Consider the following 22,973-nt stretch of genomic DNA (forward strand, 5'->3'; position numbering starts at 1 on the left):
CGTGTCCCGGTCTCCTATGCCAGAATCCGCAGGTCGGCGGGTTCGGTGGGACATGGGACGGTGGTCCGCGGGTATCGGGGAAGGGCCTTATATGGTGTGTCCGCGAAGCAAGGGGTGGGATAGGTGCGGTGATCCTTGACGACACGTGGGACCGTTTCCGGACCTGGCAGTACGCCGAGCGCTACCTGGGATCGGGGACCCGCAGCTACAGCCAGTTCTCGGAGTTTCTGGACATCTCCGACGCCTATCATCCGCAGCGCGGCGACCGGCGTTTCACCGTGCCGACCTTCCGGGTGCCTGCCTCCCGCGGCGAGTTCCTGCGCAACCGGGTGAAGTCCGCGCTCCTCGACCTCTACCGCGACGGCGACGGCTTCCTGTTGCCTGTCCACCCCGAGACGCTGACGGCCCCGCACCTGCCGGGACGCGACGAGCTGCTCGCCTCCGAGCGCGGCCCCGACCTCCAGGTGGTGCCCTCGGCCAACGCCCGCACGGTCTTCGTCGAGGAGGTCGGCGGCGAGCCGGTCGAGCCACACTTCGTCAAGCTGCACTACCCCAAACGCCTGTCGCGCTTCACCCGCCGTCTGCGGCGGCCGATCATCTCGCTGCAGCTCTGGGTGGCCGAGGAGCTCATGGACCTCGGGCTTCCGGTCCTGCCGGAGGTCGCGGGCGGCGTCCTGGGCGACGACCCGGAGGAGGCGTGGGGCTTCCTGATCCGCGAGGCGCACGCCCGCGCGGGCGTGATCGTCGGCCACGACGGCGCCCCTCCCGACGACCTCGGGGCCGACCCGCTGCACCGCACCGTGCCGCTGTTCGCGCTCTACGGCGGCGACGTCCGCCGCCCCGGCGACCCGCCGCTGGTCGAGCAGCTCGTGGCCCGCAGCGGCGAGGACCCGGCGGAGTGGCTGGCCAGGCGGGTCGTGACGCCGATGGTCGAGCTGTGGCTGCGGGCCGCGCTGCGCACCGGCTGCACGCTGGAGCTGCACGGCCAGAACACGCTGTTCTCCTTCGACATCGACGGGCGGCGCAGCGCCGTGCTGTACCGCGACTGCGCCCTCTACGTCGATCCGGAGACGCGCCGCCGGCAGGGGCTCGACGGGGAGTTGCCGCCGGTCAACGTGATCTCCCGCGACATCCACCTGCCGCGCGAGCACGTGTTCAGCCTGACCTACGACAGTTTCATGGGCCACCACGCGCTGGAGCGGCTCGCCCAGGTGGCGTCCGAGCGGCTGGGGGTCGCGCCCGAGCGGCTGCGCCGGGCGGCGCGCGACGCCTTCGCCGCGCACGGCGGCGCGGCTGCCCCCTTGCCCGGCAGCGTCTTCTACTACGAGGACCGGCTGCGCCCCGGTGGCCGGTGGCACCTGGTCGACACCGGCCGGCCCCCCGCCTGGCGCACCACGGCGAGCTGAGCAGGGTCCAAGCGTCACACCGGGCGGCGCTGTGCGGGCGGCTCGGAACTCGCCGGCGATCAGCTGACGCGGACGAGCGCGGTGCGTTCCGGGCCGACCAAGAGGAGGCAGGAATCCCCTTCCCCCCACAGGACCCCTTCGAGGGGGAACTTCTTGGCGAAGGCGAGCAGGGTTCCGGACGCACCGGTGATCTCGGTGGCGATCGTCTCGTAGAGGTCACGGGCCAGCCAGGAGACGAGCTCGTCGCCGGGAATCTCGGGTGTCGTGTCGTCGAACTCCCAGAGCGTGGTCGCGGCCCGAGCCGCATGTGCTCCGCCGCCCGCGCACCAGGAGGTGCAGCTCATCATCGAGCGTGGGGCCGCCCGATTCGGCCGCGACCGCGATCCGCAGCAGGTCCGTGGCGTCTGCGGCGAGGTAACCGGCGGCGTAGCCGGCCAGTGCCCGGCCTCGCCGGTTCAGGCCGCCACCGGACGCCAATGCTCCGATGAGGAGCTCGTACGCCTGTTCCGCGCCCTCGGCAGGTCGCCCCCAGGACGCGCACAGGGGGCTGTCGGACGTCTCGTCCGGGTCATGGATGTCGAACCGTTCGACGGCCACCGGGTGGCGCTGCCCGCCGGGGCCGTCGAACGTTCCCTGGAACGCCCCGTACTCCGCCACCTCAGTCAGGGAAGGCGTGGACGTCCACTCCGGTCCAGGAGCCTCGCCTGCGGCGAGTGCGAGCCGCCATCCCGGTAACCACAACCTGAACAGGCACGCTACGGCTTCGAATGGGCCGACCTGGCGGTGCTCAGTAGCCGTCAACGCTCATCTCCGAGGTCCAGTTCAGGGTCAAGATCAAGAATAACCACCGGATCGTTCGGCGACCCGCGTTCTGCCGTCGCGTCCTCACCGAGGGGCGCGTGGGAGCGGGCCCGACCTCGGCGCGGCTGATCCGAGCCCGCGCGGGCGGTGGTTTCGGTAAGATCACGAACGGCGATATCGTCACTTCGTCACCCTTGCCGCGTTTGAGGCCCTGCTGGGCCACGACCGAATCGAGCTCGCGATGACAGACGACGAGAGGGCGGGCCTGATGGACCGCGTCGACACGTCCGTGGCGCACCCTGCCCGGGTCTACGACTACTGGCTGGGCGGCAAGGACAACTACGCCGCCGACCGCGAGATGGGCGAGCAGATCCTCGCGGTGATGCCGGAACTGGCCGTCATCGCCCGCGCCGAGCGCGAGTTCCTGGCGCGCGTGGTGCGGCACCTGGTCACCGACGCGGGCGTGCGGCAGTTCCTGGACATCGGCACCGGCATCCCCACGGCCGACAACACCCACGAGGTGGCCCAGCGGGGCGCTCCCGAGTCGCGCGTCGTCTACGTCGACAACGACCCGATCGTGCTGGCCCACGCCCGCGCGCTGCTGCGCGGCACCGAGGAGGGCGTGACGACCTACCTCGACGCCGACCTGCGCGATCCGGCGACGATCCTGCGCGGCGCTGCCGGGACGCTGGACTTCGACCGGCCGGTCGCCCTCATGCTGCTGGGCGTGCTGGAGTTCGTGCCCGACGACGAGCAGGCGTACGCGATCGTCGCCGACCTGGTCGGGGCGCTGCCGCCGGGCAGCTTCCTGGCGGCGGCGTCCAGCGTGGCCAGCCCGGCCATGGAGCGGGCGGCCGCCATCTGGAACGACAGCGGCGCCACGCCCATCACGATCCGCACCCCCGAGCAGCTGGCGCGCTTCTTCGACGGGCTCGACCTGCTGGAGCCGGGCATGGTGTCACTGCCCCGATGGCGGCCGGAACCGGCGACGCAGTACGCGGGCCAGGAGGTCCCGCAGTACGGCGCCGTCGGTCGCAAGCCCTGACCGCAACGGGTGTGGCCGGGCGCTAATTCTCCTGCAGCACCGACAGCACGTTCCCTGCCGGGTCGGTGAACCAGGCGATCAGCGGGCCGCCGCCGCGGAAGATGCCTCTCTCGTCCGCCTCCAGCTGCGGGTAGCGCTCGAACCGCACTCCCCGCGCGACCAGCTCGTCCACGGTCTTCTCGATGTCGTCCACCGGGAAGTTGAGCACCGTGTACGTGGCCGGCGCGTGGTCGGGCTTCGGGTAGACCAGGATGGGCCGGTCTCCGGCGATGTGCAGGGTCAGCAGGCCGTGCTCCTCCGTCACCCTGATGCCGAGCGTCTCACCGTAGAACGCCCTGGCCGCCTCGAGGTCGTTCACCGAGAAGCCGCTGAACGCCTTCGTCGTACCGAACATCGTCGCGTTCCTCCGTCGATGGTTCACATGGCCGCGCGGGCGGCGTCGCTCAGCTGGATGACCTGGACGTAGTTGCCGTCGGGGTCGATCGCGGTGGCGAACAGGCTCCCGTCGCGATCCTCGAGCTCCGCCAGCCACGTCACGCCCAGCGCGTCCATCCGCGTCACCACGGCGCGGGCGTCGTCCACCTCGAAGTTCAGTATCACCCTGCCAGGCTCGGGATTCTTGTCCGAGACGTCCGCTCGCGTGTCGATGAGCACCCAGGTCGCGCCGAACTTCAGCGCCTTGTACGTGCCGACGTCGTTGTTCTCCTCGGGTTCGAGCGCGGCGGCGTACCAGCGGCGGAGCCTGTCCGGATCGGTGCTGGCGAGCAGGATGCCGCCCAGGTTGGGATGGTTCATCTGGGTTTCCTCCTTGTATGCGGTTGCACGAGGTACGACCGGGCGGGAGGCGAAAACTCATCGCTCCTGGCGCGGATTTACCGTTTCCAGGCCGAACCCAGGGAAACGATCTACTCTGAACGGAGGGCGACTCCAAGGAGTGGCGATGCGCGACGGACCAGAGCCGGACCCCGGGCAACTGCGGCGCGTGGCCGTCGCCAGCGCGATCGGGACGACGATCGAGTGGTACGACTACTTCATCTACAGCACCGCCGCCGCGCTGATCTTCGCCTCCCAGTTCTTCTCCACCCTGTCGCCCGCCTCGGGCACGCTGGCGGCGTTCGCCACGCTCGGCGTCGGCTTCCTGGCCAGGCCGGTGGGCGGGATCGTGTGGGGGCACTTCGGCGACCGGCTGGGCCGCAAGGCCATGCTCATCGCGTCCCTGCTGCTGATGGGCGTGGCCACCGTCGGCGTCGGCCTGCTGCCCACCTTCGAGCAGATCGGCGTGTTCGCCCCTGTCCTGCTGCTGGCGCTGCGGCTGCTGCAGGGGCTCAGCGCGGGCGGCGAGTGGGGCGGGGCCGCGCTGATGGCCGTCGAGCACGCCCCTCCGGGCCGCCGGGGCCGTTACGGCCTGTACTCGCAGGTGGGCGTCCCCGCTGGGCTGATCCTGGCGCAGCTCGTGTTCGTCCTGGTCACCGCCGGGCTGACCGAGGACCAGTTCAGGAGCTGGGGGTGGCGGCTGCCGTTCCTGCTCAGCATCGTGCTGGTCGGCGTCGGGCTGTTCATCCGGCTGCGGGTGGCCGAGACACCGGTCTTCCGCACGCTGGCGGCCGAGCAGGCGCAGAGCAGTCGGCCGCTCGTGGACGTCTTCCGGCACCGGCCCCGCGAGCTGCTGCTGGCGTCGGGCAGCTTCGTCGCCAACACCGCGATCGGCTACGTGTTCCTGGCGTACCTGCTCTCCTACGGCACGTCCGTGCTCAAGGTCGGCCGCAACCTGATGCTGGTCGTGGTGATCGTCGGCAGCCTGACCTGGCTGGTGAGCATCGTGGCCGCGGCGATCTGGTCCGACCGGGCCGGGCGCAGGCCCGTCTACCTGGCCGGGTCGGTGCTGCTCGTGCTCTGGGCCGTGCCGTTCTTCCTGCTGGTCGACACCCGCTCGCCCGCCCTGCTGATCGTCGCGGTGGTGGTGCTCAACGTCGGGCTGGGCGCCACGTACGGGCCGCAGTCGGCGCTGTTCGCCGAGCTGTTCGAGGCGCGTTACCGCTACAGCGGGGTGTCGTTCTCGTACGCGATCGGGGCGCTGCTCGGCGGCGGGTTCGCGCCGCTGATCGCGACGGCGCTGCAGAGCTCGACGGGGTCGTCGCTGTCGGTGTCGGCCTACATGATCGCGGTCGGGCTGCTCAGCCTGGTCGCGGTGATCGCCCTGCGCGAGCCCAGCCCCGCCGAGGTGGTCGGCTGACCGGGGATCGGGGTCGCACGGAGGGGCGCGCGCCCTGGAGACGGGCGCGCGCCCACGTGCCGGCGTCGGAGGGCTCGCGGTGGCGGAGATCGCCCGCCGTCAGCGGGCCGCCGTCAACGTTCGCTTCCTCGTCGCGAAGACGTCGTCGATCAGCCGGTACGTGCGCGCCTGCTCGGCCGTGAAGATGCGGTCGCGCTCGATATCCTTCCTGATCTCCAGCGTCGGCCGCCCGGTGTGCCTGGACAGGATCTCCTCCTGCTGGTCACGCATGCGCAGGATCTCGCGGGCGTGGATCTCCAGGTCGCTCGACTGCCCGCGCCCGCCCTCGGTGGCCGGCTGGTGCAGCAGCACGCGCGCGTGCGGCAGCGCCGCCCGCTTGCCGGGCGCGCCCGCCGCCAGCAGCACCGCCGCCGCCGAGGCCGCCTCGCCGATGCAGACCGTGCTGATCTCCGGCCGGACGAACTGCATCGTGTCGTAGATGGCCGCCATCGCCGTGACCGACCCGCCCGGCGAGTTGATGTAGAGGCTGATGTCGCGGTCGGGGTCGATCGACTCCAGTGTGAGCAACTGCGCCATCACGTCGTTGGCGGACGTGTCGTCGATCTGCGTGCCAAGGAAGATGATCCGGTCCTCGAACAGCTTGTTGTACGGGTTCAGCTCCCTGATCCCGTACGAGGTGCGTTCGGTGAAGGACGGCAGCACATAACGTCCGCTCAACTCAGTTCATCCCCTCGGCGATGTGGTCGACGAAGCCGTACTCCAGCGCCTCCTGGGCGGTGAACCAGCGGTCGCGGTCGGAGTCGGCCTGGATGCGCTCCAGCGGCTGCCCGGTGTGGTGGGCGATGATCTCGGCCATCCGGCGCTTGGTGTAGAGCATGTTCTCGGCCTGGATCTGGATGTCGGCGGCCGACCCGCCGATGCCGCCGAGCGGCTGGTGCATGACGACCCGGGCGTTGGGCAGCGCGTACCGCTTGCCGGGTGCTCCGGCGCACAGCAGGAGCTGCCCCATCGACGCGGCGAAGCCCATCGCCACCGTCGCGACGTCACACGGGACGAACTGCATCATGTCGTATAGCGCCATCCCGGCGTGCACGGAACCGCCGGGAGAATTGATGTAAAGAGTTATGTCGCGCCCCGGATCCTCGGCCGCCAGCAATAGCAGCTCGCCACAGAGCCGGTTGCAAATGTCGTCGTCGACCTCCTGGCCGAGAACGACGATGCGCTCCTTCAACAGACGTTGACTGAGCTGGTCAGGCCACTGCGAGCGCAGCGTCTCCGTCATGGGTCCGCCTTTCTCGTCGAACTATTCCACCGACGCTAGACCCGACTCCGCTAAATGCGTTTGCCTTTTCGCCGGTGGCGGATTTCTCTTAGGGTGCATTCCACCGTGAGCGAATATTCATGGACATACAATCGCTGATGTGAGATGGAACCTGCTCCGCCGCTGGGCGTGCCTCATCCTGGGTGGGGCGCTGCTGATGCCGTACATGATGGCGGGGGTACTGGTGGCGGGCCTGACCCGCAACGAGACCCCCGATCTGGTGTTCCTCCCCGCCCAGCTCGGGGTGTTCGTCGCGGTCCTGCCCGTCGTGGCGGTCACCGGGCTGTTCCTGCCGGTGCGAGGGCTGGAGGTGAACGCGGCGCAGGGGCTGCTCGGCGCGCACGTCGAGACGCCCGTCCGGCAGGCCCGCCGGTCGTGGCAGGAGCGGCGGCGCACGGCCACCTGGTTCACCCTGCACCTGGCCGTCGGCGGCGTCCTCAGCGGGTTCACCCTCGCCGTGGTGCCGTTCACCCTGTTCACGCTGGCGCTGCCGCTGGCCGGCGGCGCCCAGCACCGCCTGCTCGGCTACGAGGTCGAACCCGGCTGGCCGTACGTCACCTGGGGGCTGGCCGGCCTCGCCGCGCTGGTGGCACTGGTCCTGCTGGTGGCGGGGGGTGGCGCGCTGCTGGCCAGGCTCGCGCCCGTGCTGCTCGGCCCCACCCCCGCCGAGCGGCTGGCCGCCGCCGAGGAGCACGCGCGCACACTGGCCGAACGCAACCGGCTGGCCCGCGAGCTGCACGACTCGGTCGGCCACGCGCTGAGCGTCGTCACCCTCCAGGCCGCCGCCGCCGGACGCGTCCTCGACCGCGACCCCGAGACGGCCAGGACGGCGCTGGCCGCGATCGAGCAGTCGGCCCGCGCCGCCCTCGACGACCTCGACCACGTCCTCGGCGTCCTGCGGGAGGCCGGGCCCCGCGACGCGAAGCCGCTCGCCACGCTGGCCGACCTCGACGAGCTGGTGGCCACCTCCGGCGCGCAGGTGCGGCGCGAGGTGGGCGACCTGTCCGCGGTGCCCGCCGTGGTGTCGAGGGAGGCCTACCGGATCGTCCAGGAGGCGCTCACCAACGCCATCAAGCACGGCCAGGGCCCCGTGCGGCTGGCCGCCGCCGTCCAGGACGACGAGCTGCGGCTGGAGGTCAGCAACGCGCGCGCCCACGGCCCAGGGAACAGGACCGGCGGCAGAGGCGTCACCGGCATGCGCGAACGCGTCCGGCTGCTGCGCGGCGAGCTGGAGGCGGGCCCCGCCGAGGGCGGGTGGACGGTGTCGGTGCGGCTGCCGCTACGGTCGAGCCCATGACACTCAGGGTCGTGATCGCCGACGACGAGGACCTCATCCGGGCCGGGCTCCGGATCATCATCGACTCGGAACCGGAGCTGACCGTGGTCGGCGAGGCTGCCGACGGCGCCGCCGTGCTGCCGGTGGTGCGCCGGGAACGTCCCGACGTGGTGCTCATGGACGTGCGCATGCCCGCCGTCGACGGCATCCAGGCCACCCGCACCCTGATGGCGCTGGACGACCCGCCGAAGGTGCTGGTGGTCACCACCTTCGAGAACGACGACTACGTCTACGACGCGTTGCGCGCCGGCGCCGACGGGTTCCTGCTCAAGCGCACCAGGCCCGAGGAGCTGGTCCGCGCGATCAAGCTGGTCGCCACGGGCGAGTCACTGCTGTTCCCCGCGGCGATCCGCTCGCTCGCGGCGGGCAGGCCCACGACGGACGTGCCCGGCATCGCCCGGCTGACCAGCCGCGAGGGCGACGTGCTGCGGCTGATGACCAGGGGCCTGTCGAACGGCGAGATCGCCGCCGAGCTGGTCGTCGGCCAGGAGACGGTCAAGACGCACGTCGGTAACGTCCTGACCAAGCTCGGCGCCAGAGACCGCACCCAGGCGGTGATCGCCGCCTACGAGTCGGGCTTCGTCTCGCCGCGCTGAACGATCCGCGACACCGGTAGAGGCTCACGTCACAGTGGCGACCCATCGCCCGACTCGTCCCCCGGTGACGGGCCTGGCGTGCCGTCCCCGGTCCGGCTCGGCGACGGCGACGGGCTCGGAGAGGGCTGCTGCGGCTCAGGCGAGACGGGCGACGGCGGCGGCGTCGGCACGAACACCGTCGGCGGCAACGGCCTGGGCATCGGCTCGCTGTCCTGCCTGCCCACGAACAGCATCAGCATGATCACCAGCACCAGCAGCAACAGCAGGGACAGCGCCAGCAACGCCATCAGCACCCGCCTGCGCGTCTCGGTCAACGGCCGGCGTCCGCGCGGCGGCCCCGGCAGCGCCGGAGCCCGGTCGGTCAACCAGTACGGCACGAAGTCAGGGCCGTGCGCCTGTCCGATCAGCGTCCCGCCGACCATCACCGGCTCCAGGAACCACTCGGCCCCCGTCCCGCCGGCCGCGTACGGCACCGCCACCCACGGGGCCGGCCCCAGCTCCGTTGCCAGCACCTCGGGCGCGCCCTGCAGCACCGCGGTCCTGCCCCTGGCGGCACGGCCGAGCCAGCCCCGCACCCCGGACGGCGCCGCCTCCCTGATCGCGGTGACGAACCGGTCCCGCGCGGCCGCGTCGAGCGCGGCCCCGCGGGTCAGCACCGCCAGCGAGACCGCGCGCCCGTTGGACGCCTGACCGAGGTACACGAAACCGGCCGGAGCCGAGTGCAGGCGGGCCTGCACCAAGAACGGCCCCAGCCGGGGCGGATCGCCGTACTGCAGCGGACTTGCCACGTTTGCCATGAAAGCACAGACGTGGCGTGGTGCAGGTTTGCGGCACGTTTGGTGGAATGGCGTCATGAGCGTCGCCGAAGAGTTGCCAGGCGGAACCGACGTGGCCGTGCTGCGTCAGACCCTCGACGAGGTCCGGCGGGTCATCGTCGGGCAGGAGCACATGGTCGAGAGACTGGTCGTCGCGCTGCTCGCGCGCGGCCACTGCCTGCTGGAAGGGGTACCAGGCGTCGCCAAGACCCTCGCCGCGTCCACCCTGGCCACCGTCGTGGGCGGCACGTTCGCCCGCATCCAGTTCACCCCCGACCTGGTGCCGAGCGACATCACCGGCACCCGCGTGTACCACCCGTCCAACGAGAAGTTCGACGTCGAGCTGGGCCCGGTCTTCGTCAACTTCCTGCTGGCCGACGAGATCAACCGCGCGCCCGCCAAGGTCCAGTCGGCCCTGCTGGAGGTGATGGCCGAGCGCCAGGTCACCCTGGCCGGGGTCACGCACCCGCTGCCCAAGCCGTTCATCGTCCTGGCCACCCAGAACCCGATCGAGTCCGAGGGCGTCTACCCGCTGCCCGAGGTGCAGCGCGACCGGTTCCTGTTCCGCGTCCGGGTGCCGCACCCCAGCGCGCACGAGGAGCTGGAGATCCTGCACCGGATGAGCGTCACCCCGCCCTCCCCCGACCGGATCCTCGACCCGCAGCGGCTCATCGCCCTGCAGGACGCCGCCGAGCAGGTCTCGGTCCACCAGCTCGTCGCCGACTACGTGGTACGCCTGGTCATGACCACCCGCTCCCCCGCCGACTACGGCCTGCCCGACCTCACCGAGACCATCGAGATCGGCGTCAGCCCGCGCGCCACCCTCGGCCTGGTCGCCGCCGGGCGGGCGCTGGCCCTGCTGCGCGGACGTGACTACCTGCTGCCCGACGACGTCCGCGACGTGGCCGTGGACGTGATGGCGCACCGGCTGATGCTCACCTTCGACGCCCTCGCCGACGGCGTCGATCCCGAGCACGTGGTCAAACAGATCCTGCACGCCGTCCCGCCGCCCCTCGTCGTCTGGAACCAGAACCGGTGACCAGCACGGCGGAGCAGGCGCTCAGACGACTGGAACTGGTCGTCACCAGGCGGCTGGACGGGCTGCTGCACGGCGCGCACCAGGGCCTGCTGCCCGGCACCGGCAGTGAGGCCGGCGACAGCCGCGTCTACGTCCCCGGCGAGGACGACGTGCGCCGGATGGACTGGGCCGTCACCGCCCGTACCACCGTCCCGCACGTCCGCGACCTGATCGCCGACCACGAGCTGGAGACCTGGGCGCTGGCCGACCTGTCGCCCAGCATGGACTTCGGCACCGCCGACACCGACAAGCGCGACCTCGTGGTGTCGGCCGTCGGCGCGATCGGGTTCCTGTCGAGCCGCATGGGCGACCGCTTCGGCGCGCTGGTGCTGCACGACGAGTCCCTGCATCGCATGCCGGCCCGCTCCGGCCGTCCCGCCCTGTACGGGCTGCTGCACTCGCTCATGGACGCCCCGCGCGGCAGGCCGGTGCCCGACGCCCCCGACCTGGCCGAGGGCGTCGACGTGCTGGCCGCCATGCGCCGGCGGCGCGGCATGCGCGTCATCGTGTCGGACTTCCTCGACGCCCACCCCGTCCTGGATCCCGACGCGGAACGGTCGTGGGAGCGGCCGATCAGGCGGCTCGCGGCCCGCCACGAGGTGCTGGCCGTGGAGGTGATCGACCCGCGCGAGCTGGAGCTCCCCGACGTCGGCCGGGTCGCGTTCGCCGACCCCGAGACCGGGAAAGTACGCGAAGTGCACCTTTCGCCCAAGCTTCGCCGCGACTACGCCGAGGCCGCCGCGCTCCAGCGTGAGGGCACCCGGGTGGCCCTGCGCCGCGCCGGTGTCGCCCACCTGGTGCTGCGCACCGACCGCGACTGGGTCTTCGACATCGCGCAGTTCGTCCTGCGCCGGCGCCGCACGGGCCACCTCGCGCAGCGGAGGGCCCAGTGACCTTCCTCGCGCCCTCCTGGCTCTGGCTGTTCACGCTGGTGGCGCTGCTGGTGGCCGGATACGTGGCCGCGCAGTTCGCCCGCCGCCGCTACACCGTGCGCTTCACCAACCTGGCCCTGCTCGACCTCGTCGCCCCGGCCGGGCCCGGCTGGCGGCGGCACGTCGCGCCGCTGCTGTTCCTCGCCATGATGTCGCTGCTGGTGATCGGCGCCGCCAAACCCGCCGACCAGGTGCGGGTGCCGCGCGACCGCGCCACCATCATGATCGCCCTGGACGTGTCCCTGTCGATGGAGGCCGACGACGTCCAGCCCAGCAGGATCGCCGCCGCCAAGAGCGCGGCCCAGACCTTCGTCAAGGACCTGCCTGAGCGGTTCAACGTCGGGGTCGTCTCCTTCGCCCGCTCCGCCAACGTCGTCATCTCCCCCACGACCGACCACCAGGCCGTGATGACGTCCATCGGCAACCTGTCGACCAGGCCGGGCACCGCGATCGGCGAGGCCGTGTTCAACTCGCTCGACTCGGTCCGCTCCTTCGACCAGCAGGCCGCCACCGACCCGCCGCCCGCGGCGATCGTGCTGCTGTCCGACGGCGACAACACCTCGGGCCGCTCGATCAACCAGGCCGTCGAGGCCGCGCAGCAGGCCCGCGTCCCGGTTTCCACGATCGCGTACGGCACGCAGGAGGGCACGGTCTCCATCGACGGCAGGCCGGTGAACGTGCCGGTCAACAAGCAGGCCCTGCAGTCGCTGTCCGACGGCACCAGCGGCAGGGCCTACACCGCCGAGTCCGGGAGCGAGTTGCGCGACGTCTACGAGCAGATCGGCACCTCGCTCGGGTTCAAGCTGGTCAACCAGGAGATCTCCCAGTGGTTCATCGTGGCCGCGATCGTGGCGGGGCTGCTGGTGGCGGGCGCCGCGGTCCTGTTCGGTGCCCGGATCCCGTAACGTTTTGCCACGTGGCCCACTATTTCTCCGAGCAGCCAGGCGCGCCGAGCAAACCGAGCTCGGTCGACCTGGTCCTGCCCGACCTGCACCTGCGGCTGGAGACCGACAGGGGCGTGTTCTCCCCCGACCGGGTGGATCTCGGCACCCGCGTCCTGCTGGAGACCGTCCCGCCGCCACCGCAGGAGGGCGACCTGCTCGACCTGGGCTGCGGCTACGGTCCGATCGCGCTGACCATGGCCTCGCGAGCGCCCGAGGCGACGGTGTGGGCCGTCGACGTCAACCGGCGCAGCCTGGAGCTGACCGAGCGGAACGCCCAGGCCGCGCACCTTTACAAAGTAAGACCCGTGCACGCGGACGAGATGCCGCCGGACGTGACGTTCGACGCCATCTGGTCCAACCCCGCGATCCGCATCGGCAAGGCCGCCCTGCACGAGATGCTCACCAGGTGGCTGTCCCGGCTGACGCCCGGCGGCGCGGCGTACCTGGTCGTGCAGAAACACCTCGGCTCCGACTCCCTGCAGCGCTGGCTCGGCGAGCAGGGCTGGCAGGCCTCCCGCGAGGCCTCCCGAGCCGCCTACCGCATCCTGAAGGTGACCCGATGAGAAGGCAGCTGCGCCCCACCGACGTCAAGCGGCTCAACCGCACCTGGCGCCGCAACACCACGAACAGGCTCTCACTGATCCTGGAGTCGGTCACGGGCCCGTTCAACGTGGGCTCGATCTTCCGCAGCGCCGCCGCGTTCGGCGTCGACCAGATCTGGCTCGCCGGCAACGCCACCCCGCCGACCAACCCCAAGGCCGGCAAGACCGCGCTCGGCACCGAACGCCTGGTCACCTGGCACGACGCGGTGCCCGCCGGCGAGGCGGTCAAGGCCGCCAAGGCCGACGGCTACACGGTGCTGGCCATCGAGCTGACCGCCGAGGCCGTCCCGCTGCACCGGGCCGACCTCGGGCGCGACGTGTGCCTGGTGGTCGGCAGCGAGGACCACGGCTGCTCCCCCGCCCTGCTCGACGCCGTCGACGGCGTCTGCTACATCCCGCAGGTCGGGCGGGTCGGCTCGTTCAACGTCTCGGTGGCCGCGGCCATCGCGCTGGCCGAGGCACGCCGTCAGGAATGGGAAGATCTCCCTGATTCGTAACCGTAACGTTCACGAGCGGAAGGCATACTCAGGACGTGCTGAGCCGTCGCTTCGCCTTTCTCGACCATCCGGGCCCGCTGGCCTTCGCGCACCGCGGAGGCGCCGCGGAGGGCGCGGAGAACTCCGCGCAGGCCTTCGAGCGTGCGGTGCGGCTGGGCTACGACTACCTCGAGACCGACGCCCACGCGACCGCTGACGGGGTGCTCCTCGCCTTCCACGACCACACGCTCGACCGGGTGACCGACCGGCGCGGGCGCATCTCCGAGCTGCCCTACCGGGCGGTCCGCCAGGCCCGCATCGGCGGCGTGCACGAGATCCCGCTGCTGGAGGACCTGATCGGCGGCTTCCCCGGGGTCCGTTTCAACATCGACGTGAAGGAGACGGGCGCGATCATCCCGCTGGCCGAGGCGATCAGGCGCACCGGCGCCTACGACCGCATCTGCCTGACCTCCTTCTCCGACGAGCGCCTGGCCGCCGCCAAGGCCGCGCTCGGCCGCGAGGTGTGCTCGGCGCTCGGCCCGCGCGGGGTCGCCGCGCTGCGCGCCGCCGCCGCCACCTCCGGCTACGGCCGCCTGCTCACCCGCCTGTCGCGGGCGGGCATCCCGTGCGCGCAGGTGCCCGTGGGCCTGCGCGGCCTGCGTGTGACCACCCGCAACCTGGTCCGGACGGCGCACGCCATCGGCATGCAGGTGCACGTGTGGACCGTCAACGACCCCACCCGCATGGAACACCTGCTGGACCTCGGGGTCGACGGCATCATGACCGACAACGTCACCGGCCTGCGCGACGTCCTCGAACGTCGTGGCCTGTGGCATCCAGGCGGCGTGGCCGCATAGGAGCGCTCGACGACATGCCCGTTTCGGCACCCCCCGCCGCCCTCGACGACTCTCCTGCCGCGCGCAGGCGCGAACAGCGCGGCTGGTACTTCTACGACTGGGCCAACTCCGCCTTCTACACCACGATCATCTCGGTGTTCCTCGGCCCGTACCTCATCCCGGTCGCCAAGACCGCGGCCTGTGCCAAGGACTTCCCCACCGTCGCGCCCGCCACCTGCTCGGCCGAGTTCGACAGGCTGGCCGCCACCAACCCGGGCCTCGGCTACGTGGACGTCCTCGGCGCCGACATCAGGCCCGCCGCCTTCTTCGGGCTCACGCTGACCGTGGCGGTGCTGCTCCAGATCGTCTTCCTGCCGATCGTGGGCGCGCTGGCCGACCACACGGGGCGCAAGCGGGAGCTGCTCGGCGCGTTCGCCTACGTCGGCGCGCTGGCCACGATGGGCCTGTACTTCGTCGAGGGCGACCGGTACCTGCTCGGCGGCGTGCTGTTCGTCCTCGCCAACCTGGCGTACGGGTCGTCCGTCGTGGTCTACGACTCGTTCCTGCCGCAGATCTCCACCCCCGACGAGCGCGACGGCGTCTCCTCGCGCGGCTGGGCGATCGGCTACCTGGGCGGCGGCCTGCTGCTCGCGCTCAACCTGGTGCTCTACCTCCGGCACGAGAGCCTGGGCCTGAGCGAGGGCATGTCGGTGCGCATCAGCATGATGTCGGCCGGGCTGTGGTGGGCCACGTTCACGGTGATCCCGCTGCTGAGGCTGCGCAACCGTCCGGTGCCCGCGCACGAGACGACCGCGTTGCGCTCGGTCGGCGGCAGCTTCCGCCAGCTCGGCCGTACCATCTCGGAGCTGTTCCACTACCCGCTGACGCTGCTGTTCCTGGTGGCGTACCTGATCTACAACGACGGCGTGCAGACGGTCATCGGCAACAGCGCCGCCTTCGCCTCCGAGGCGCTCAAGCTGGACAAGTCCGTGCAGATCAGCGCCATCCTGATGGTGCAGTTCGTGGCGTTCTTCGGCGCGCTGCTGCTCGGCTGGCTGGCCCGCCGGTTCGGCACCAAGCGGACGGTGCTGGCCAGCCTGGTGCTCTGGACGGCGATCGTCGTCGTCGCGATGTTCCTCCAGGAGGGCGCGGCCCTGCAGTTCTACCTGCTGGCGTTCGCGATCTCGATCGTGCTGGGCGGCACCCAGGCGCTGTCGCGCTCGCTGTTCTCCCAGGTGATCCCGAAGGGCAGGGAGGCCGAGTACTTCAGCCTGCTGCAGATCAGCGACAAGGGCTCGGCCTTCATCGGCGCGCTGACCGTCACGATCGCGCTCCAGTTCACCAACAGCTACCGCATCGCCATCGTCTCAATGATCATCTTCTTCGTGATCGGCTTCGTGCTGCTGGCCCTGGTCAACCTCCCCAAGGCGATCAGGGCGGCCGGCAACGAGGTGCCCGAGACGATCTAGCGCCCGCCTGCCCGGCGCGGCGAGGACCATCGTGCCCGGCCCCTGGGCCGCGCCGGGGCCGCCGACGGCCACGGTGTTCTCCGCGGTGGCGGGGCCGCCGCAGTGCGGGCAGGTGACGACCGGGACGAACCGCTCGCCGCAGGAGTGCACGAGCAGGGCGGGCGGCCCGCCGGGCGGGGTCGCCCAGCGGTCGCCCCAGGCCATCAGGGTGAGCAGGGCCGGGACGATGTCGCGCCCGGCCTCGGTCAGCACGTACTCGTAGCGCACCGGGCGCTCCTGGTAGGGCTGCTTCTCCACCACCCCGGCGACCACCAGGCCGTCGAGCCGCTGGGTGAGCAGGTTGCGCGAGACGCCCAGGTCCTCGGCCAGGTCGTCGAACCTGCGCAGGCCCAGGAACAGGTCGCGCAGGATCAGCGGGGTCCAGGGCTCGGCCACGACGCCGACGGCGTGCGCGATGGAGCAGTGCATCTCCCCGAACCTGTTCATGCGCCCAGCATAGTGGGTTGCGAAAGTGAACCCATTGCCGGTTCACGTCAAGGACTGACGGGGAGCAGGCCGCGCTCGGCGAAGACCTGCCTGGCGACCGAGGTCGCGACGAGCGAGCGCGGCATCCCGCAGTACACGGCCGCCTGGAGCAGCGCCTCGGTGATCTCGGCCGGCGTCAGGCCCACGTTGAGCGCGATCCTGAGGTGCATGCCGAGCTGGGGCTCGCAGCCGCCGAGGCTGGTGAGGATGCCCAGGATGACCAGCTGGCGGTCTCGTGGCGGCAGCGCGGGCCTGTCGTACATCTCGCCGAAGGCCCAGGAGACCACCTGGTCGGCCAGGGCCGGGGAGACGTCGCCGAGGGAGTCGGTGATCCGCTGCCTGGCGGCGCCGTCAAGGGAGTCCAGCACCTTCGCGCCGTGCTCGTACCGGTCGGAGGTCATGCGCGTCACCAGCGGACGTGCAGGGTGTCGGGGCCGCGGTAGCGCCAGCCGCGGAAGCGTGGCGGCCGCTCCTCGTCGGGGCGCAGGCCGGGGAAGCGCTCCAGCAGCACCTCCAGGCTGATGCGGACGATCTCGGGGACGAAGTCGATGGCCAGGCAGCGATGCCTGGCGTAGCCGAGCGAGACGTGCGGCTGGAGCGGCCGGTAGAGGTCGAAGCGGTCGGGGTCGTGGAACATGGTCTCGTCCCTGTTGGCGGAGGCGACGATGGCCGCCACCTGGGCGCCCTCCGGCAGCGTGACCCCGGCCAGGGTCACCTCCCTGGGAGCCGACCGCATCAGCGCCCCCACCGGCGAGTGCCAGCGCAGCCCCTCGTGCACGGCCTGCGGCAGCAGTCCCGGGTCGGACCGGACGGCGTCGAACTGCTTGGGGTCCTTGAACAGCCCCCACAGCGTGTAGCTGCCGGCGACCGACGGCTCCTCGATCGCGCTCATGACCAGCCTCAGCGTCGGCAGCACCTCGGCCACGCCGCGTGGCCGGCCCGGCGGGCGTCCGGCGTGGATGAGGTTCGACAGGGTCGACTGGTTCGGCTGGGCCGTCAGCCGCTCGACGGTCGGGGTGAGGGTCGCGGTGATCTCCGCGGCCGTCTCCTCGCCGAGCCGCTGCTTGCCCGGATCGCCCTCGAAGTTGGTGATGCCGGTGTTCAGGCCGTGCGACCAGCGCAGGAAGATCTCCGGGTCCACCTGGTCGAGGCCGAGGACCTTCGCCTCCGACAGCACGGCGATGGGGCCGAGGTACTGCTTCTTCAGGTCCGCCCGGTCGCCCTCGGCGAGGGCGTCGGCGTACTTCTCCGCCAGCGTCCTGACGTCCGCGGCGAAGAAGCGGTGCACGGTCTCGGTGGAGTAGTCGGCGTCGACGCAGGCGCGCAGCTCGGCGTGCGCGTCCCCCTCGGAGCCGAGCATGTTGTCGCGCCCGCACACGCGCGTGACCAGCGACTGCGGGAAGTGCGTGGTGAAGGACTCGGGACGGCTCACCACGGTGAGGACGTCGTCCCAGCGGGTGACCAGCCACTGGTTGATCGCCGGGAGCCAGGCGACGGGCTCCTCCTTGCGCAGCCGGGCGTAGATCGGATACGGGTCCTCGTTCAGCTGGTCGATGGTGATGCTGTCGGCGAAACTGCTCATGTCCTGTCCTTCCGGTTCGCTCGATGGTGATCAGTGGGCGAGGGCGGTCCGCATCCGCGGAAGCGGGCGGCGTGCGGCCCTGAGTGCGTGGAGTGCCTCCCGCAGGTCCGCCAGCAGCTTGTCGGCGGTGTCGCCGCTGAACCCGTTGCGGACGACGAAACGCAGGACCGAGACGTCCTCCATGGCCGGCGGCAGGCTGTAGGCGGGCACCTGCCAGCCGCGACGGCGCAGCCGGTCGGAGAGGTCGTGGACGGTGAAACCCTCGACGCCGTCCGAGAGCCTGACCGTGAACACCGGCAGGTCGCCGCCGTCGGTGAGCAGTTCGAGCCCGTCGAGCTCGGCGATCCGGCCCGACAGGCGCAGCGCGACGTCCTGGCAGGTCTGCTGGACCTGGCGGTACCCCTCGAAGCCCAGCCGCAGGAAGTTGTAGTACTGGGCCGCGACCGGCGCCCCCGACCTGGAGAAGTTCAGGGTGAAGGTCTCCTGCGGGCCGCCCAGCACGTTCGTCTTCAGGACGAGCTCGGCGGGCAGGTCGGCCGCGTCCTGCCAGACGACCCAGCCGACGCCCGGATAGACCAGCCCGTACTTGTGACCCGAGGCGTTGATGGACCTCACCCTCGGCAGCCGGAAGTCCCAGACCAGGTCCGGCTGGAGGAAGGGCGCGACGAACCCGCCGCCCGCCGCGTCCACGTGGATCGGGACCGCGATGCCCCGCTCCGCCTCGAGCCGGTCGAGCGCGGCGGCGATCTCGGCGACGGGGTCGTAGGAGCCGGTCTGGGTGGAGCCGAGCACCGTGACCACGCCGATGGTGTTCTCGTCGCAGTGCCTCAGCACCTCGCCGGGGTCGAGCCGCGGGCCGGAGCCTCCCGGCCGGCCGCTGATCGGCACCGACCGCTGCTCGACGTCCCAGTAGCGGCAGAACTTCGGCCAGCACACGTGCGTGTTGGTGCCCATCACCAGGTTGGGACGGTCGGCCGGCTCGCCCGCCGCGCGCCTGCGCTCGCGCCAGGCGAACTTCATCGCCAGGCCGCCGAGCATGGCGGCCTCGCTCGATCCCGCCGTCGAGCAGCCGATCCCGGCGTGGCCGGGGTCGTTCCACAGCTCGGTGAGCATGTTGACGCAGCGGCCCTCCAGCTCCGCGATCTGCGGGTACTCCTCACGGTCGATCATGTTCCGGTCGAGGCACTCGCCGATCAGCTCCCTGGCCTGCGGCTCCATCCAGGTGGTGCAGAACGTGGCCAGGTTGAGCCGGGCGTTGCCGTCCAGCATGAGCTCGTCGCGGATGATCGCGAGCGCGGCGTCCGGAGCCATCGGGCCGTCGGGGAGCCGGTAGCGGGGCACCCCGCCGTCGGCGATGAGACCGCTGTAGAGCGGGTTCACGTACAGGGCCTCGTCGGTGCGATCGGCGCCGGCCCTTCTGTGCAGGTTCGACATGATCGAATCTCCCCTTCCCGGGCGGTACGGCGCGGGCTCGCGCCCGGTCGTACTGAGATCGCCGCCGCCTCCCATGAGCTTTCGCCCGAAGGCATCCGGCGACAATGTCGGGCCGGGACGGAGGGCGTACTTCGTGATGTTCTCCCCCGTCTTCGTGCTTTTCGCGGACGGCGAACTCCGGCTCCTCTTTTTCGGGCTACTCGCTCGTTTTGCAGGGCCGGGCAATCGGTCATGGTGATCGCCGCAGTCGGCGCGGCAGGCGGCGCCCAGGGCGCCCTCTGGCGTCCCCGACCAGCGGCTCACCCCTCCCGCATGCTGGGCGAACACCCACGATCGCCACTTCGCGGGGACGCGTCCAGCCTTCGCACGCCCCCGGCTCAACCGAGCGGTTCAAGGAGGATTTGCCGAATCAGATTTCCGAATTCGATGCGACATATCGCCATATCGGCCACTTGAGTATCCGGCAGCTGAATGCCGCAGGCGCGGACCCGGGACGCATTTTCGGGCGGGCCCGCCAATCGCGCTCCGGTACTTTCCGGAGAAATTCGGAAGCGGGGAAATACGGCCCACGCGCGACCCCAGGCCGGACACAGGCCGCACCTGCGGAGTCCCCCGACGACCAGGAGATGACGGGCCGCGACCCCCAACCGGCCGAGGAGGTCACGGACCGCAAGCCCACCCTCCCCCTCCGACCGTCATGCGCGGGTTGACACCACCAGGCTAATGGCATTAGCTTCAGCGCTACATTACTTAGCCCTGGAGGTAGCCGTGACCGAGTTCCTGACCGTCGAAGGCGGCCGCATCGCCTACGACGTCACCGGCGAGGGGCCGCTGATCGTGCTGGCCCACGGCATGGGAGACGGCAGGGGCGCCTACCGTTTCCTGCTTCCCCTGCTGGCGGCCGGCGGGTTCCGGGTGGCGAACATGGACCTGCGCGGGCACGGCGAGTCCAGCACCGGCTGGGCCTCGTACACCCGCACCGACGTGGCGGGCGACATCCTCGCCCTGATCAGCCACCTGGGCGGACCGGCGGTCGTCGTGGGCCACTCCTTCGCCGGCGGGGCCGCCACCATCGCCGCCGCCCGGCAGCCCGAGCTGGTCAGCGCCCTGGTGGAGATCTGCCCGTTCACCCGGCCGCAGCGGCTCGACCCGGCCGGGCTGCGCGTCGCCCGCCACCGCACCGGCCTGGCACTGCTCCTGGGCGCCGCTCTGATGCGCAGCGTCGCGCTGTGGAAGCGCTACCTCGACCACGCCATGCCGGGCGTCAAGCCGGCCGACCACGCCCGCTACCTGGCCGCCCTGGAGGCCGATCTGCGCAGGCCCGGCCGGATGGCCGTGGTCGGCAGGATGGGCGGCGCCGCGCCGAAGGACGCCGGCGCCGAGCTTGCGGGCATCCGGTGCGACGCCCTGGTGGTCATGGGCACCCTCGACCCCGACTGGGCGGACCCGAGAGCCGAGGCCGACGGCATCGTCGCCGCCATGCCCGCCGGGCGCGGCACGGTCGCGATGATCGAGGGCGCCGGACACTACCCGCACGCCCAGTACCCCGACGAGGTCGCCGCGGCGACGCTCGCGTTCGTGAAGGAGCACGCCCATGGCTAGAGCGACCCTGTCACCCGAGGCGGTCGTCGACCACGCTCTGCGGATCATCGACGAGCAGGGGGTCGCCGCGCTGACCCTGTCGGCGGTGGCCGCGCAGGCGGGGGTGGCGACGCCGTCGCTGTACAAGCACGTGCGCAACCTCGCCGAACTGCGCGAGCTGCTGTCCGTCCGGGTTATGAACGAGATGTCCGACCAGCTGAGCGAGGCGGCCCTGGGCCGCTCCGGCGACCAGGCGCTGCGGGCGCTCATGGACGCCTGGCGCGCCTACGTCCTGCGCCACCCGCACCGCTACTTCGCGATGATCCAGACTCCCGACGCGGGCACGGCCGAGGCCGGGGAGCGCCTGATCGGCATCCTGCTGGCGGTGCTGCGCGGCTACGGGCTGGAGGACTCCGACGCCATCCACGCCGCCCGCTGCCTGCGCGCGGCCGGGCACGGCTTCGTCGTCCTGGAGGCCGGGGGCGCCTTCGGCCTTCCCGAGAAGCTCGACGAGAGCTACGACCTGCTCATCCACATGATCTCCTCCGGCCTGCGCACCCCCCGCTGACCGGCGCCCCGGCCGAGGACGGCACGTGAGATCCCCGCGGCCCCCGGCAGACGCCACAGCGAGAGCGAGGCACAGAAAAGAGAGCACCGCTCTTGACCGTTCGCGGCCATTGCGAGAGCATTGCTCTCATAAGAGATCGGCGCACATTTCGAGAGCGCCTCCCCCACTCAGAGAGCACCACCCCCACCCTTGGAGTCGTCGTGAGATCCTTCACCGCGCTGAACTTCGCCGCCGCCGGCGTTCTCTTCCTGATCTACCCGGCCATCCGCCCCTCAGGGGACGACGCCACCGCCATTGCCTCCCCCGAGTGGGTCGCCGGGCACCTGGCGGCCATGATCGGCTTCGTGCTGCTCGGCCTGGCCGTGCTCGGGCTGCACCAGCTGCTGGGCGACCGGCTGTCGCTGCAGGCCGCCCTGGTGACCTGGGTCGGGGCCGGGCTCACGCTGCCCTACTACGGAGCCGAGGACTTCGGGCTCAACGTGATCGCCAAGCGGGCCCTGCGCGACAACACCCCGGCCCTGATGGAGCTGGCCGAGGAGTTCCGTTACGGCCCGGTGGCCGTCGCCATGTTCGCCATCGGTCTGGCGTTGCTCGCCGTCGGCGCCATCATGGCGGCCGTCTCCGTCTGGCGGTCGGGGGTGCTGCAGAAGTGGAGCGCGGTGCCGCTCGCGGCCGGGTTCGCCCTGTTCATCCCGCAGTTCTTCGGCCCGTACTCGCTGCGCATCGCCCACGGCGCGCTGATCGCGGTCGGCGGTGTGTGGCTCGCGATCGCGGCCTGGCGCGGGCGGACAGCCTAACTCCTCGCGGTGATCGCGATTGGATCACCCCGCAGAGGGGAATCCCATCACGGTACCAAGCGTTAACACCGTGGGAGACAGACCCCCTCCACGATGGGGGCCCTGTAGGAGGCATTTAGACATGGGCGAGCGCGCGCTTCGTGGCACCCGGCTCGGGGCAACCAGCTACGAGAACGACCGTAACACGGATCTGGCTCCGCGCCAGGAGGTGTCGTACACCTGTCCTAAGGGCCATCGTTTCGACGTCCCGCTTGCCGCCGAGGCCGAGATTCCCGCGACGTGGGAGTGCCGCATGTGCGGCGCGACAGCGCTGCGGGCCGACGGCGAGCAGCCGGAGTCCAAGAAGACGAAGCCCCCGCGGACACACTGGGACATGCTCTTGGAGCGCAGGTCCATCGAGGATCTGGAGGAGGTGCTCAACGAGAGGCTGGCAGTCCTTCGGGCCCAGCGTCGCAAGAGCGCCTGACGCATCTCCTCACGGTGAAGACCCCCGGGCAGGACCGCGGATTCGAGGGGTCGTCGCAACACAGTGATCAATTACTGGCTGCGAGCAGCATAGTGAGACGCTCGGCTGGGGTATCCCAGTCGAGCGTCTT

Annotated in this window: 26 protein-coding genes; 16 read left to right on the forward strand and 10 right to left on the reverse strand. The window is 71.1% G+C overall.

The features are described 5' to 3' along the window. The first annotated feature begins 128 nt into the window (after window positions 1-128). A complete protein-coding gene (locus ABT294_RS43485) occupies window positions 129-1,406 on the forward strand; it encodes a ferric iron reductase (protein ID WP_350812339.1) in 1,278 nt (425 codons plus the stop codon). Between the two features lie 59 nt (window positions 1,407-1,465). Here ABT294_RS43485 and ABT294_RS43490 read toward each other — a convergent pair whose 3' ends face one another. Next, a complete protein-coding gene (locus ABT294_RS43490; RefSeq protein ID WP_350812340.1) occupies window positions 1,466-1,750 on the reverse strand; it encodes a hypothetical protein in 285 nt (94 codons plus the stop codon). 698 nt (window positions 1,751-2,448) lie between these two features. On the opposite strand from ABT294_RS43490, the gene ABT294_RS43495 reads away from it, so the two are divergent. Continuing rightward, window positions 2,449-3,252 (forward strand): SAM-dependent methyltransferase, encoded by an 804-nt coding sequence (locus ABT294_RS43495; protein WP_350812341.1) that lies wholly within the window; start codon window positions 2,449-2,451, stop codon window positions 3,250-3,252. Between the two features lie 22 nt (window positions 3,253-3,274). On the opposite strand, the gene ABT294_RS43500 is transcribed toward ABT294_RS43495, so the two are convergent. Continuing rightward, window positions 3,275-3,646: a VOC family protein gene (locus tag ABT294_RS43500; protein WP_350812342.1), complete on the reverse strand. Its 372-nt coding sequence runs from the start codon at window positions 3,644-3,646 to the stop codon at window positions 3,275-3,277. A 23-nt stretch (window positions 3,647-3,669) separates the two neighbouring features. Then, window positions 3,670-4,047: a VOC family protein gene (locus ABT294_RS43505; RefSeq protein WP_350812343.1), complete on the reverse strand. Its 378-nt coding sequence runs from the start codon at window positions 4,045-4,047 to the stop codon at window positions 3,670-3,672. A 145-nt stretch (window positions 4,048-4,192) separates the two neighbouring features. Between ABT294_RS43505 and ABT294_RS43510 the strand changes: the two genes are divergently transcribed. Next, window positions 4,193-5,485, forward strand: coding sequence for an MFS transporter (locus ABT294_RS43510; protein ID WP_350812344.1), 1,293 nt, complete (start codon window positions 4,193-4,195; stop codon window positions 5,483-5,485). Between the two features lie 99 nt (window positions 5,486-5,584). Here the strand turns inward: ABT294_RS43510 and ABT294_RS43515 are convergent, their stop codons facing one another. Together ABT294_RS43515 and ABT294_RS43520 are read right to left on the reverse strand one after the other, a co-directional pair. Further along, window positions 5,585-6,202 carry an ATP-dependent Clp protease proteolytic subunit gene (locus ABT294_RS43515; RefSeq protein WP_350812345.1) on the reverse strand — a complete coding sequence of 206 codons (618 nt, stop codon included), beginning with the start codon at window positions 6,200-6,202 and terminating at the stop codon, window positions 5,585-5,587. A 1-nt stretch (window position 6,203) separates the two neighbouring features. Then, window positions 6,204-6,767: a ClpP family protease gene (locus ABT294_RS43520; RefSeq protein WP_350812346.1), complete on the reverse strand. Its 564-nt coding sequence runs from the start codon at window positions 6,765-6,767 to the stop codon at window positions 6,204-6,206. Between the two features lie 139 nt (window positions 6,768-6,906). On the opposite strand from ABT294_RS43520, the gene ABT294_RS43525 reads away from it, so the two are divergent. Both ABT294_RS43525 and ABT294_RS43530 read left to right on the forward strand, forming a co-directional pair. Beyond that, on the forward strand, window positions 6,907-8,103 hold the full coding sequence (locus tag ABT294_RS43525; RefSeq protein WP_350812347.1) for a sensor histidine kinase: 1,197 nt from the start codon (window positions 6,907-6,909) through the stop codon (window positions 8,101-8,103). After that, complete coding sequence (locus ABT294_RS43530) at window positions 8,100-8,738, forward strand: response regulator (protein WP_350812348.1); 639 nt, start codon at window positions 8,100-8,102, stop codon at window positions 8,736-8,738. The genes ABT294_RS43525 and ABT294_RS43530 overlap by 4 nt, the downstream gene beginning before the upstream one ends. 29 nt (window positions 8,739-8,767) lie before the next feature. Here the strand turns inward: ABT294_RS43530 and ABT294_RS43535 are convergent, their stop codons facing one another. Continuing rightward, window positions 8,768-9,535, reverse strand: coding sequence for a hypothetical protein (locus ABT294_RS43535; RefSeq protein ID WP_350812349.1), 768 nt, complete (start codon window positions 9,533-9,535; stop codon window positions 8,768-8,770). A 55-nt stretch (window positions 9,536-9,590) separates the two neighbouring features. On the opposite strand from ABT294_RS43535, the gene ABT294_RS43540 reads away from it, so the two are divergent. The 7 genes from ABT294_RS43540 to ABT294_RS43570 are packed head-to-tail and all read left to right on the forward strand — an operon-like array spanning window position 9,591 to window position 15,890. Beyond that, on the forward strand, window positions 9,591-10,592 hold the full coding sequence (locus tag ABT294_RS43540) for an AAA family ATPase (RefSeq protein WP_350812350.1): 1,002 nt from the start codon (window positions 9,591-9,593) through the stop codon (window positions 10,590-10,592). After that, window positions 10,589-11,524 (forward strand): DUF58 domain-containing protein, encoded by a 936-nt coding sequence (locus ABT294_RS43545; RefSeq protein ID WP_350812351.1) that lies wholly within the window; start codon window positions 10,589-10,591, stop codon window positions 11,522-11,524. Before ABT294_RS43540 ends, ABT294_RS43545 begins: the two co-directional genes overlap by 4 nt. Beyond that, the gene (locus ABT294_RS43550) at window positions 11,521-12,468 is read left to right on the forward strand and encodes a VWA domain-containing protein (RefSeq protein ID WP_350812352.1); all 948 of its coding nucleotides are present in this window, start codon (window positions 11,521-11,523) and stop codon (window positions 12,466-12,468) included. Before ABT294_RS43545 ends, ABT294_RS43550 begins: the two co-directional genes overlap by 4 nt. An 11-nt stretch (window positions 12,469-12,479) precedes the next feature. Further along, window positions 12,480-13,070, forward strand: coding sequence for a class I SAM-dependent methyltransferase (locus ABT294_RS43555; RefSeq protein WP_350812353.1), 591 nt, complete (start codon window positions 12,480-12,482; stop codon window positions 13,068-13,070). Beyond that, window positions 13,067-13,606, forward strand: coding sequence for a TrmH family RNA methyltransferase (locus ABT294_RS43560; protein WP_350812354.1), 540 nt, complete (start codon window positions 13,067-13,069; stop codon window positions 13,604-13,606). Before ABT294_RS43555 ends, ABT294_RS43560 begins: the two co-directional genes overlap by 4 nt. A gap of 38 nt (window positions 13,607-13,644) precedes the next feature. After that, window positions 13,645-14,442 carry a glycerophosphodiester phosphodiesterase family protein gene (locus ABT294_RS43565; RefSeq protein ID WP_350812367.1) on the forward strand — a complete coding sequence of 266 codons (798 nt, stop codon included), beginning with the start codon at window positions 13,645-13,647 and terminating at the stop codon, window positions 14,440-14,442. A gap of 14 nt (window positions 14,443-14,456) precedes the next feature. Beyond that, window positions 14,457-15,890 carry an MFS transporter gene (locus ABT294_RS43570; protein ID WP_350812355.1) on the forward strand — a complete coding sequence of 478 codons (1,434 nt, stop codon included), beginning with the start codon at window positions 14,457-14,459 and terminating at the stop codon, window positions 15,888-15,890. On the opposite strand, the gene ABT294_RS43575 is transcribed toward ABT294_RS43570, so the two are convergent. The 4 genes from ABT294_RS43575 to gad are packed head-to-tail and all read right to left on the reverse strand — an operon-like array spanning window position 15,789 to window position 19,431. Next, window positions 15,789-16,376 carry a winged helix-turn-helix transcriptional regulator gene (locus tag ABT294_RS43575; protein WP_350812356.1) on the reverse strand — a complete coding sequence of 196 codons (588 nt, stop codon included), beginning with the start codon at window positions 16,374-16,376 and terminating at the stop codon, window positions 15,789-15,791. The genes ABT294_RS43570 and ABT294_RS43575 overlap by 102 nt on opposite strands. A gap of 47 nt (window positions 16,377-16,423) precedes the next feature. After that, complete coding sequence (locus ABT294_RS43580) at window positions 16,424-16,816, reverse strand: carboxymuconolactone decarboxylase family protein (RefSeq protein ID WP_350812357.1); 393 nt, start codon at window positions 16,814-16,816, stop codon at window positions 16,424-16,426. 5 nt (window positions 16,817-16,821) lie between these two features. After that, on the reverse strand, window positions 16,822-17,997 hold the full coding sequence (locus ABT294_RS43585) for a cytochrome P450 (RefSeq protein WP_350812358.1): 1,176 nt from the start codon (window positions 17,995-17,997) through the stop codon (window positions 16,822-16,824). A 30-nt stretch (window positions 17,998-18,027) separates the two neighbouring features. After that, window positions 18,028-19,431, reverse strand: coding sequence for a glutamate decarboxylase (gene gad, locus ABT294_RS43590; protein ID WP_350812359.1), 1,404 nt, complete (start codon window positions 19,429-19,431; stop codon window positions 18,028-18,030). A 768-nt stretch (window positions 19,432-20,199) separates the two neighbouring features. Here gad and ABT294_RS43595 point away from each other — a divergent pair. The 4 genes from ABT294_RS43595 to ABT294_RS43610 all read left to right on the forward strand — a co-directional run bounded on the left by ABT294_RS43595 (window position 20,200) and on the right by ABT294_RS43610 (window position 22,843). Beyond that, entirely contained in the window at window positions 20,200-21,033 is an 834-nt protein-coding gene (locus ABT294_RS43595; protein ID WP_350812360.1) for an alpha/beta fold hydrolase, read from the forward strand. Then, window positions 21,026-21,580, forward strand: a complete 555-nt coding sequence (locus ABT294_RS43600) for a TetR/AcrR family transcriptional regulator (protein WP_350812362.1) — start codon at window positions 21,026-21,028, stop codon at window positions 21,578-21,580. Before ABT294_RS43595 ends, ABT294_RS43600 begins: the two co-directional genes overlap by 8 nt. 200 nt (window positions 21,581-21,780) lie before the next feature. Then, the gene (locus ABT294_RS43605) at window positions 21,781-22,377 is read left to right on the forward strand and encodes a hypothetical protein (RefSeq protein WP_350812363.1); all 597 of its coding nucleotides are present in this window, start codon (window positions 21,781-21,783) and stop codon (window positions 22,375-22,377) included. A gap of 121 nt (window positions 22,378-22,498) precedes the next feature. After that, complete coding sequence (locus tag ABT294_RS43610) at window positions 22,499-22,843, forward strand: RNA polymerase-binding protein RbpA (RefSeq protein WP_350812364.1); 345 nt, start codon at window positions 22,499-22,501, stop codon at window positions 22,841-22,843. The last annotated feature ends 130 nt before the right edge of the window (window positions 22,844-22,973 follow it).

Origin of the sequence: Nonomuraea sp. NPDC000554 (assembly GCF_040300065.1) — a bacterium.
In the GTDB taxonomy this organism is placed as follows: domain Bacteria; phylum Actinomycetota; class Actinomycetes; order Streptosporangiales; family Streptosporangiaceae; genus Nonomuraea.

Excerpts from the sequence above, each read along its gene's own strand:
- ABT294_RS43530 (WP_350812348.1), top strand. The coding sequence starts at position 8,100 with ATGACACTCAGGGTCGTGATCGCCGACGACGAGGACCTCATCCGGGCC.
- gad (WP_350812359.1), bottom strand. The coding sequence starts at position 19,431 with ATGTCGAACCTGCACAGAAGGGCCGGCGCCGATCGCACCGACGAGGCC.
- ABT294_RS43500 (WP_350812342.1), bottom strand. The coding sequence starts at position 3,646 with ATGTTCGGTACGACGAAGGCGTTCAGCGGCTTCTCGGTGAACGACCTC.
- ABT294_RS43580 (WP_350812357.1), bottom strand. The coding sequence starts at position 16,816 with ATGACCTCCGACCGGTACGAGCACGGCGCGAAGGTGCTGGACTCCCTT.
- ABT294_RS43585 (WP_350812358.1), bottom strand. The coding sequence starts at position 17,997 with ATGAGCAGTTTCGCCGACAGCATCACCATCGACCAGCTGAACGAGGAC.
- ABT294_RS43510 (WP_350812344.1), top strand. The coding sequence starts at position 4,193 with ATGCGCGACGGACCAGAGCCGGACCCCGGGCAACTGCGGCGCGTGGCC.
- ABT294_RS43570 (WP_350812355.1), top strand. The coding sequence starts at position 14,457 with ATGCCCGTTTCGGCACCCCCCGCCGCCCTCGACGACTCTCCTGCCGCG.
- ABT294_RS43540 (WP_350812350.1), top strand. The coding sequence starts at position 9,591 with ATGAGCGTCGCCGAAGAGTTGCCAGGCGGAACCGACGTGGCCGTGCTG.
- ABT294_RS43520 (WP_350812346.1), bottom strand. The coding sequence starts at position 6,767 with ATGACGGAGACGCTGCGCTCGCAGTGGCCTGACCAGCTCAGTCAACGT.
- ABT294_RS43495 (WP_350812341.1), top strand. The coding sequence starts at position 2,449 with ATGACAGACGACGAGAGGGCGGGCCTGATGGACCGCGTCGACACGTCC.
- ABT294_RS43575 (WP_350812356.1), bottom strand. The coding sequence starts at position 16,376 with ATGAACAGGTTCGGGGAGATGCACTGCTCCATCGCGCACGCCGTCGGC.
- ABT294_RS43490 (WP_350812340.1), bottom strand. The coding sequence starts at position 1,750 with ATGAGCTGCACCTCCTGGTGCGCGGGCGGCGGAGCACATGCGGCTCGG.
- ABT294_RS43535 (WP_350812349.1), bottom strand. The coding sequence starts at position 9,535 with ATGGCAAACGTGGCAAGTCCGCTGCAGTACGGCGATCCGCCCCGGCTG.
- ABT294_RS43560 (WP_350812354.1), top strand. The coding sequence starts at position 13,067 with ATGAGAAGGCAGCTGCGCCCCACCGACGTCAAGCGGCTCAACCGCACC.
- ABT294_RS43505 (WP_350812343.1), bottom strand. The coding sequence starts at position 4,047 with ATGAACCATCCCAACCTGGGCGGCATCCTGCTCGCCAGCACCGATCCG.
- ABT294_RS43600 (WP_350812362.1), top strand. The coding sequence starts at position 21,026 with ATGGCTAGAGCGACCCTGTCACCCGAGGCGGTCGTCGACCACGCTCTG.
- ABT294_RS43610 (WP_350812364.1), top strand. The coding sequence starts at position 22,499 with ATGGGCGAGCGCGCGCTTCGTGGCACCCGGCTCGGGGCAACCAGCTAC.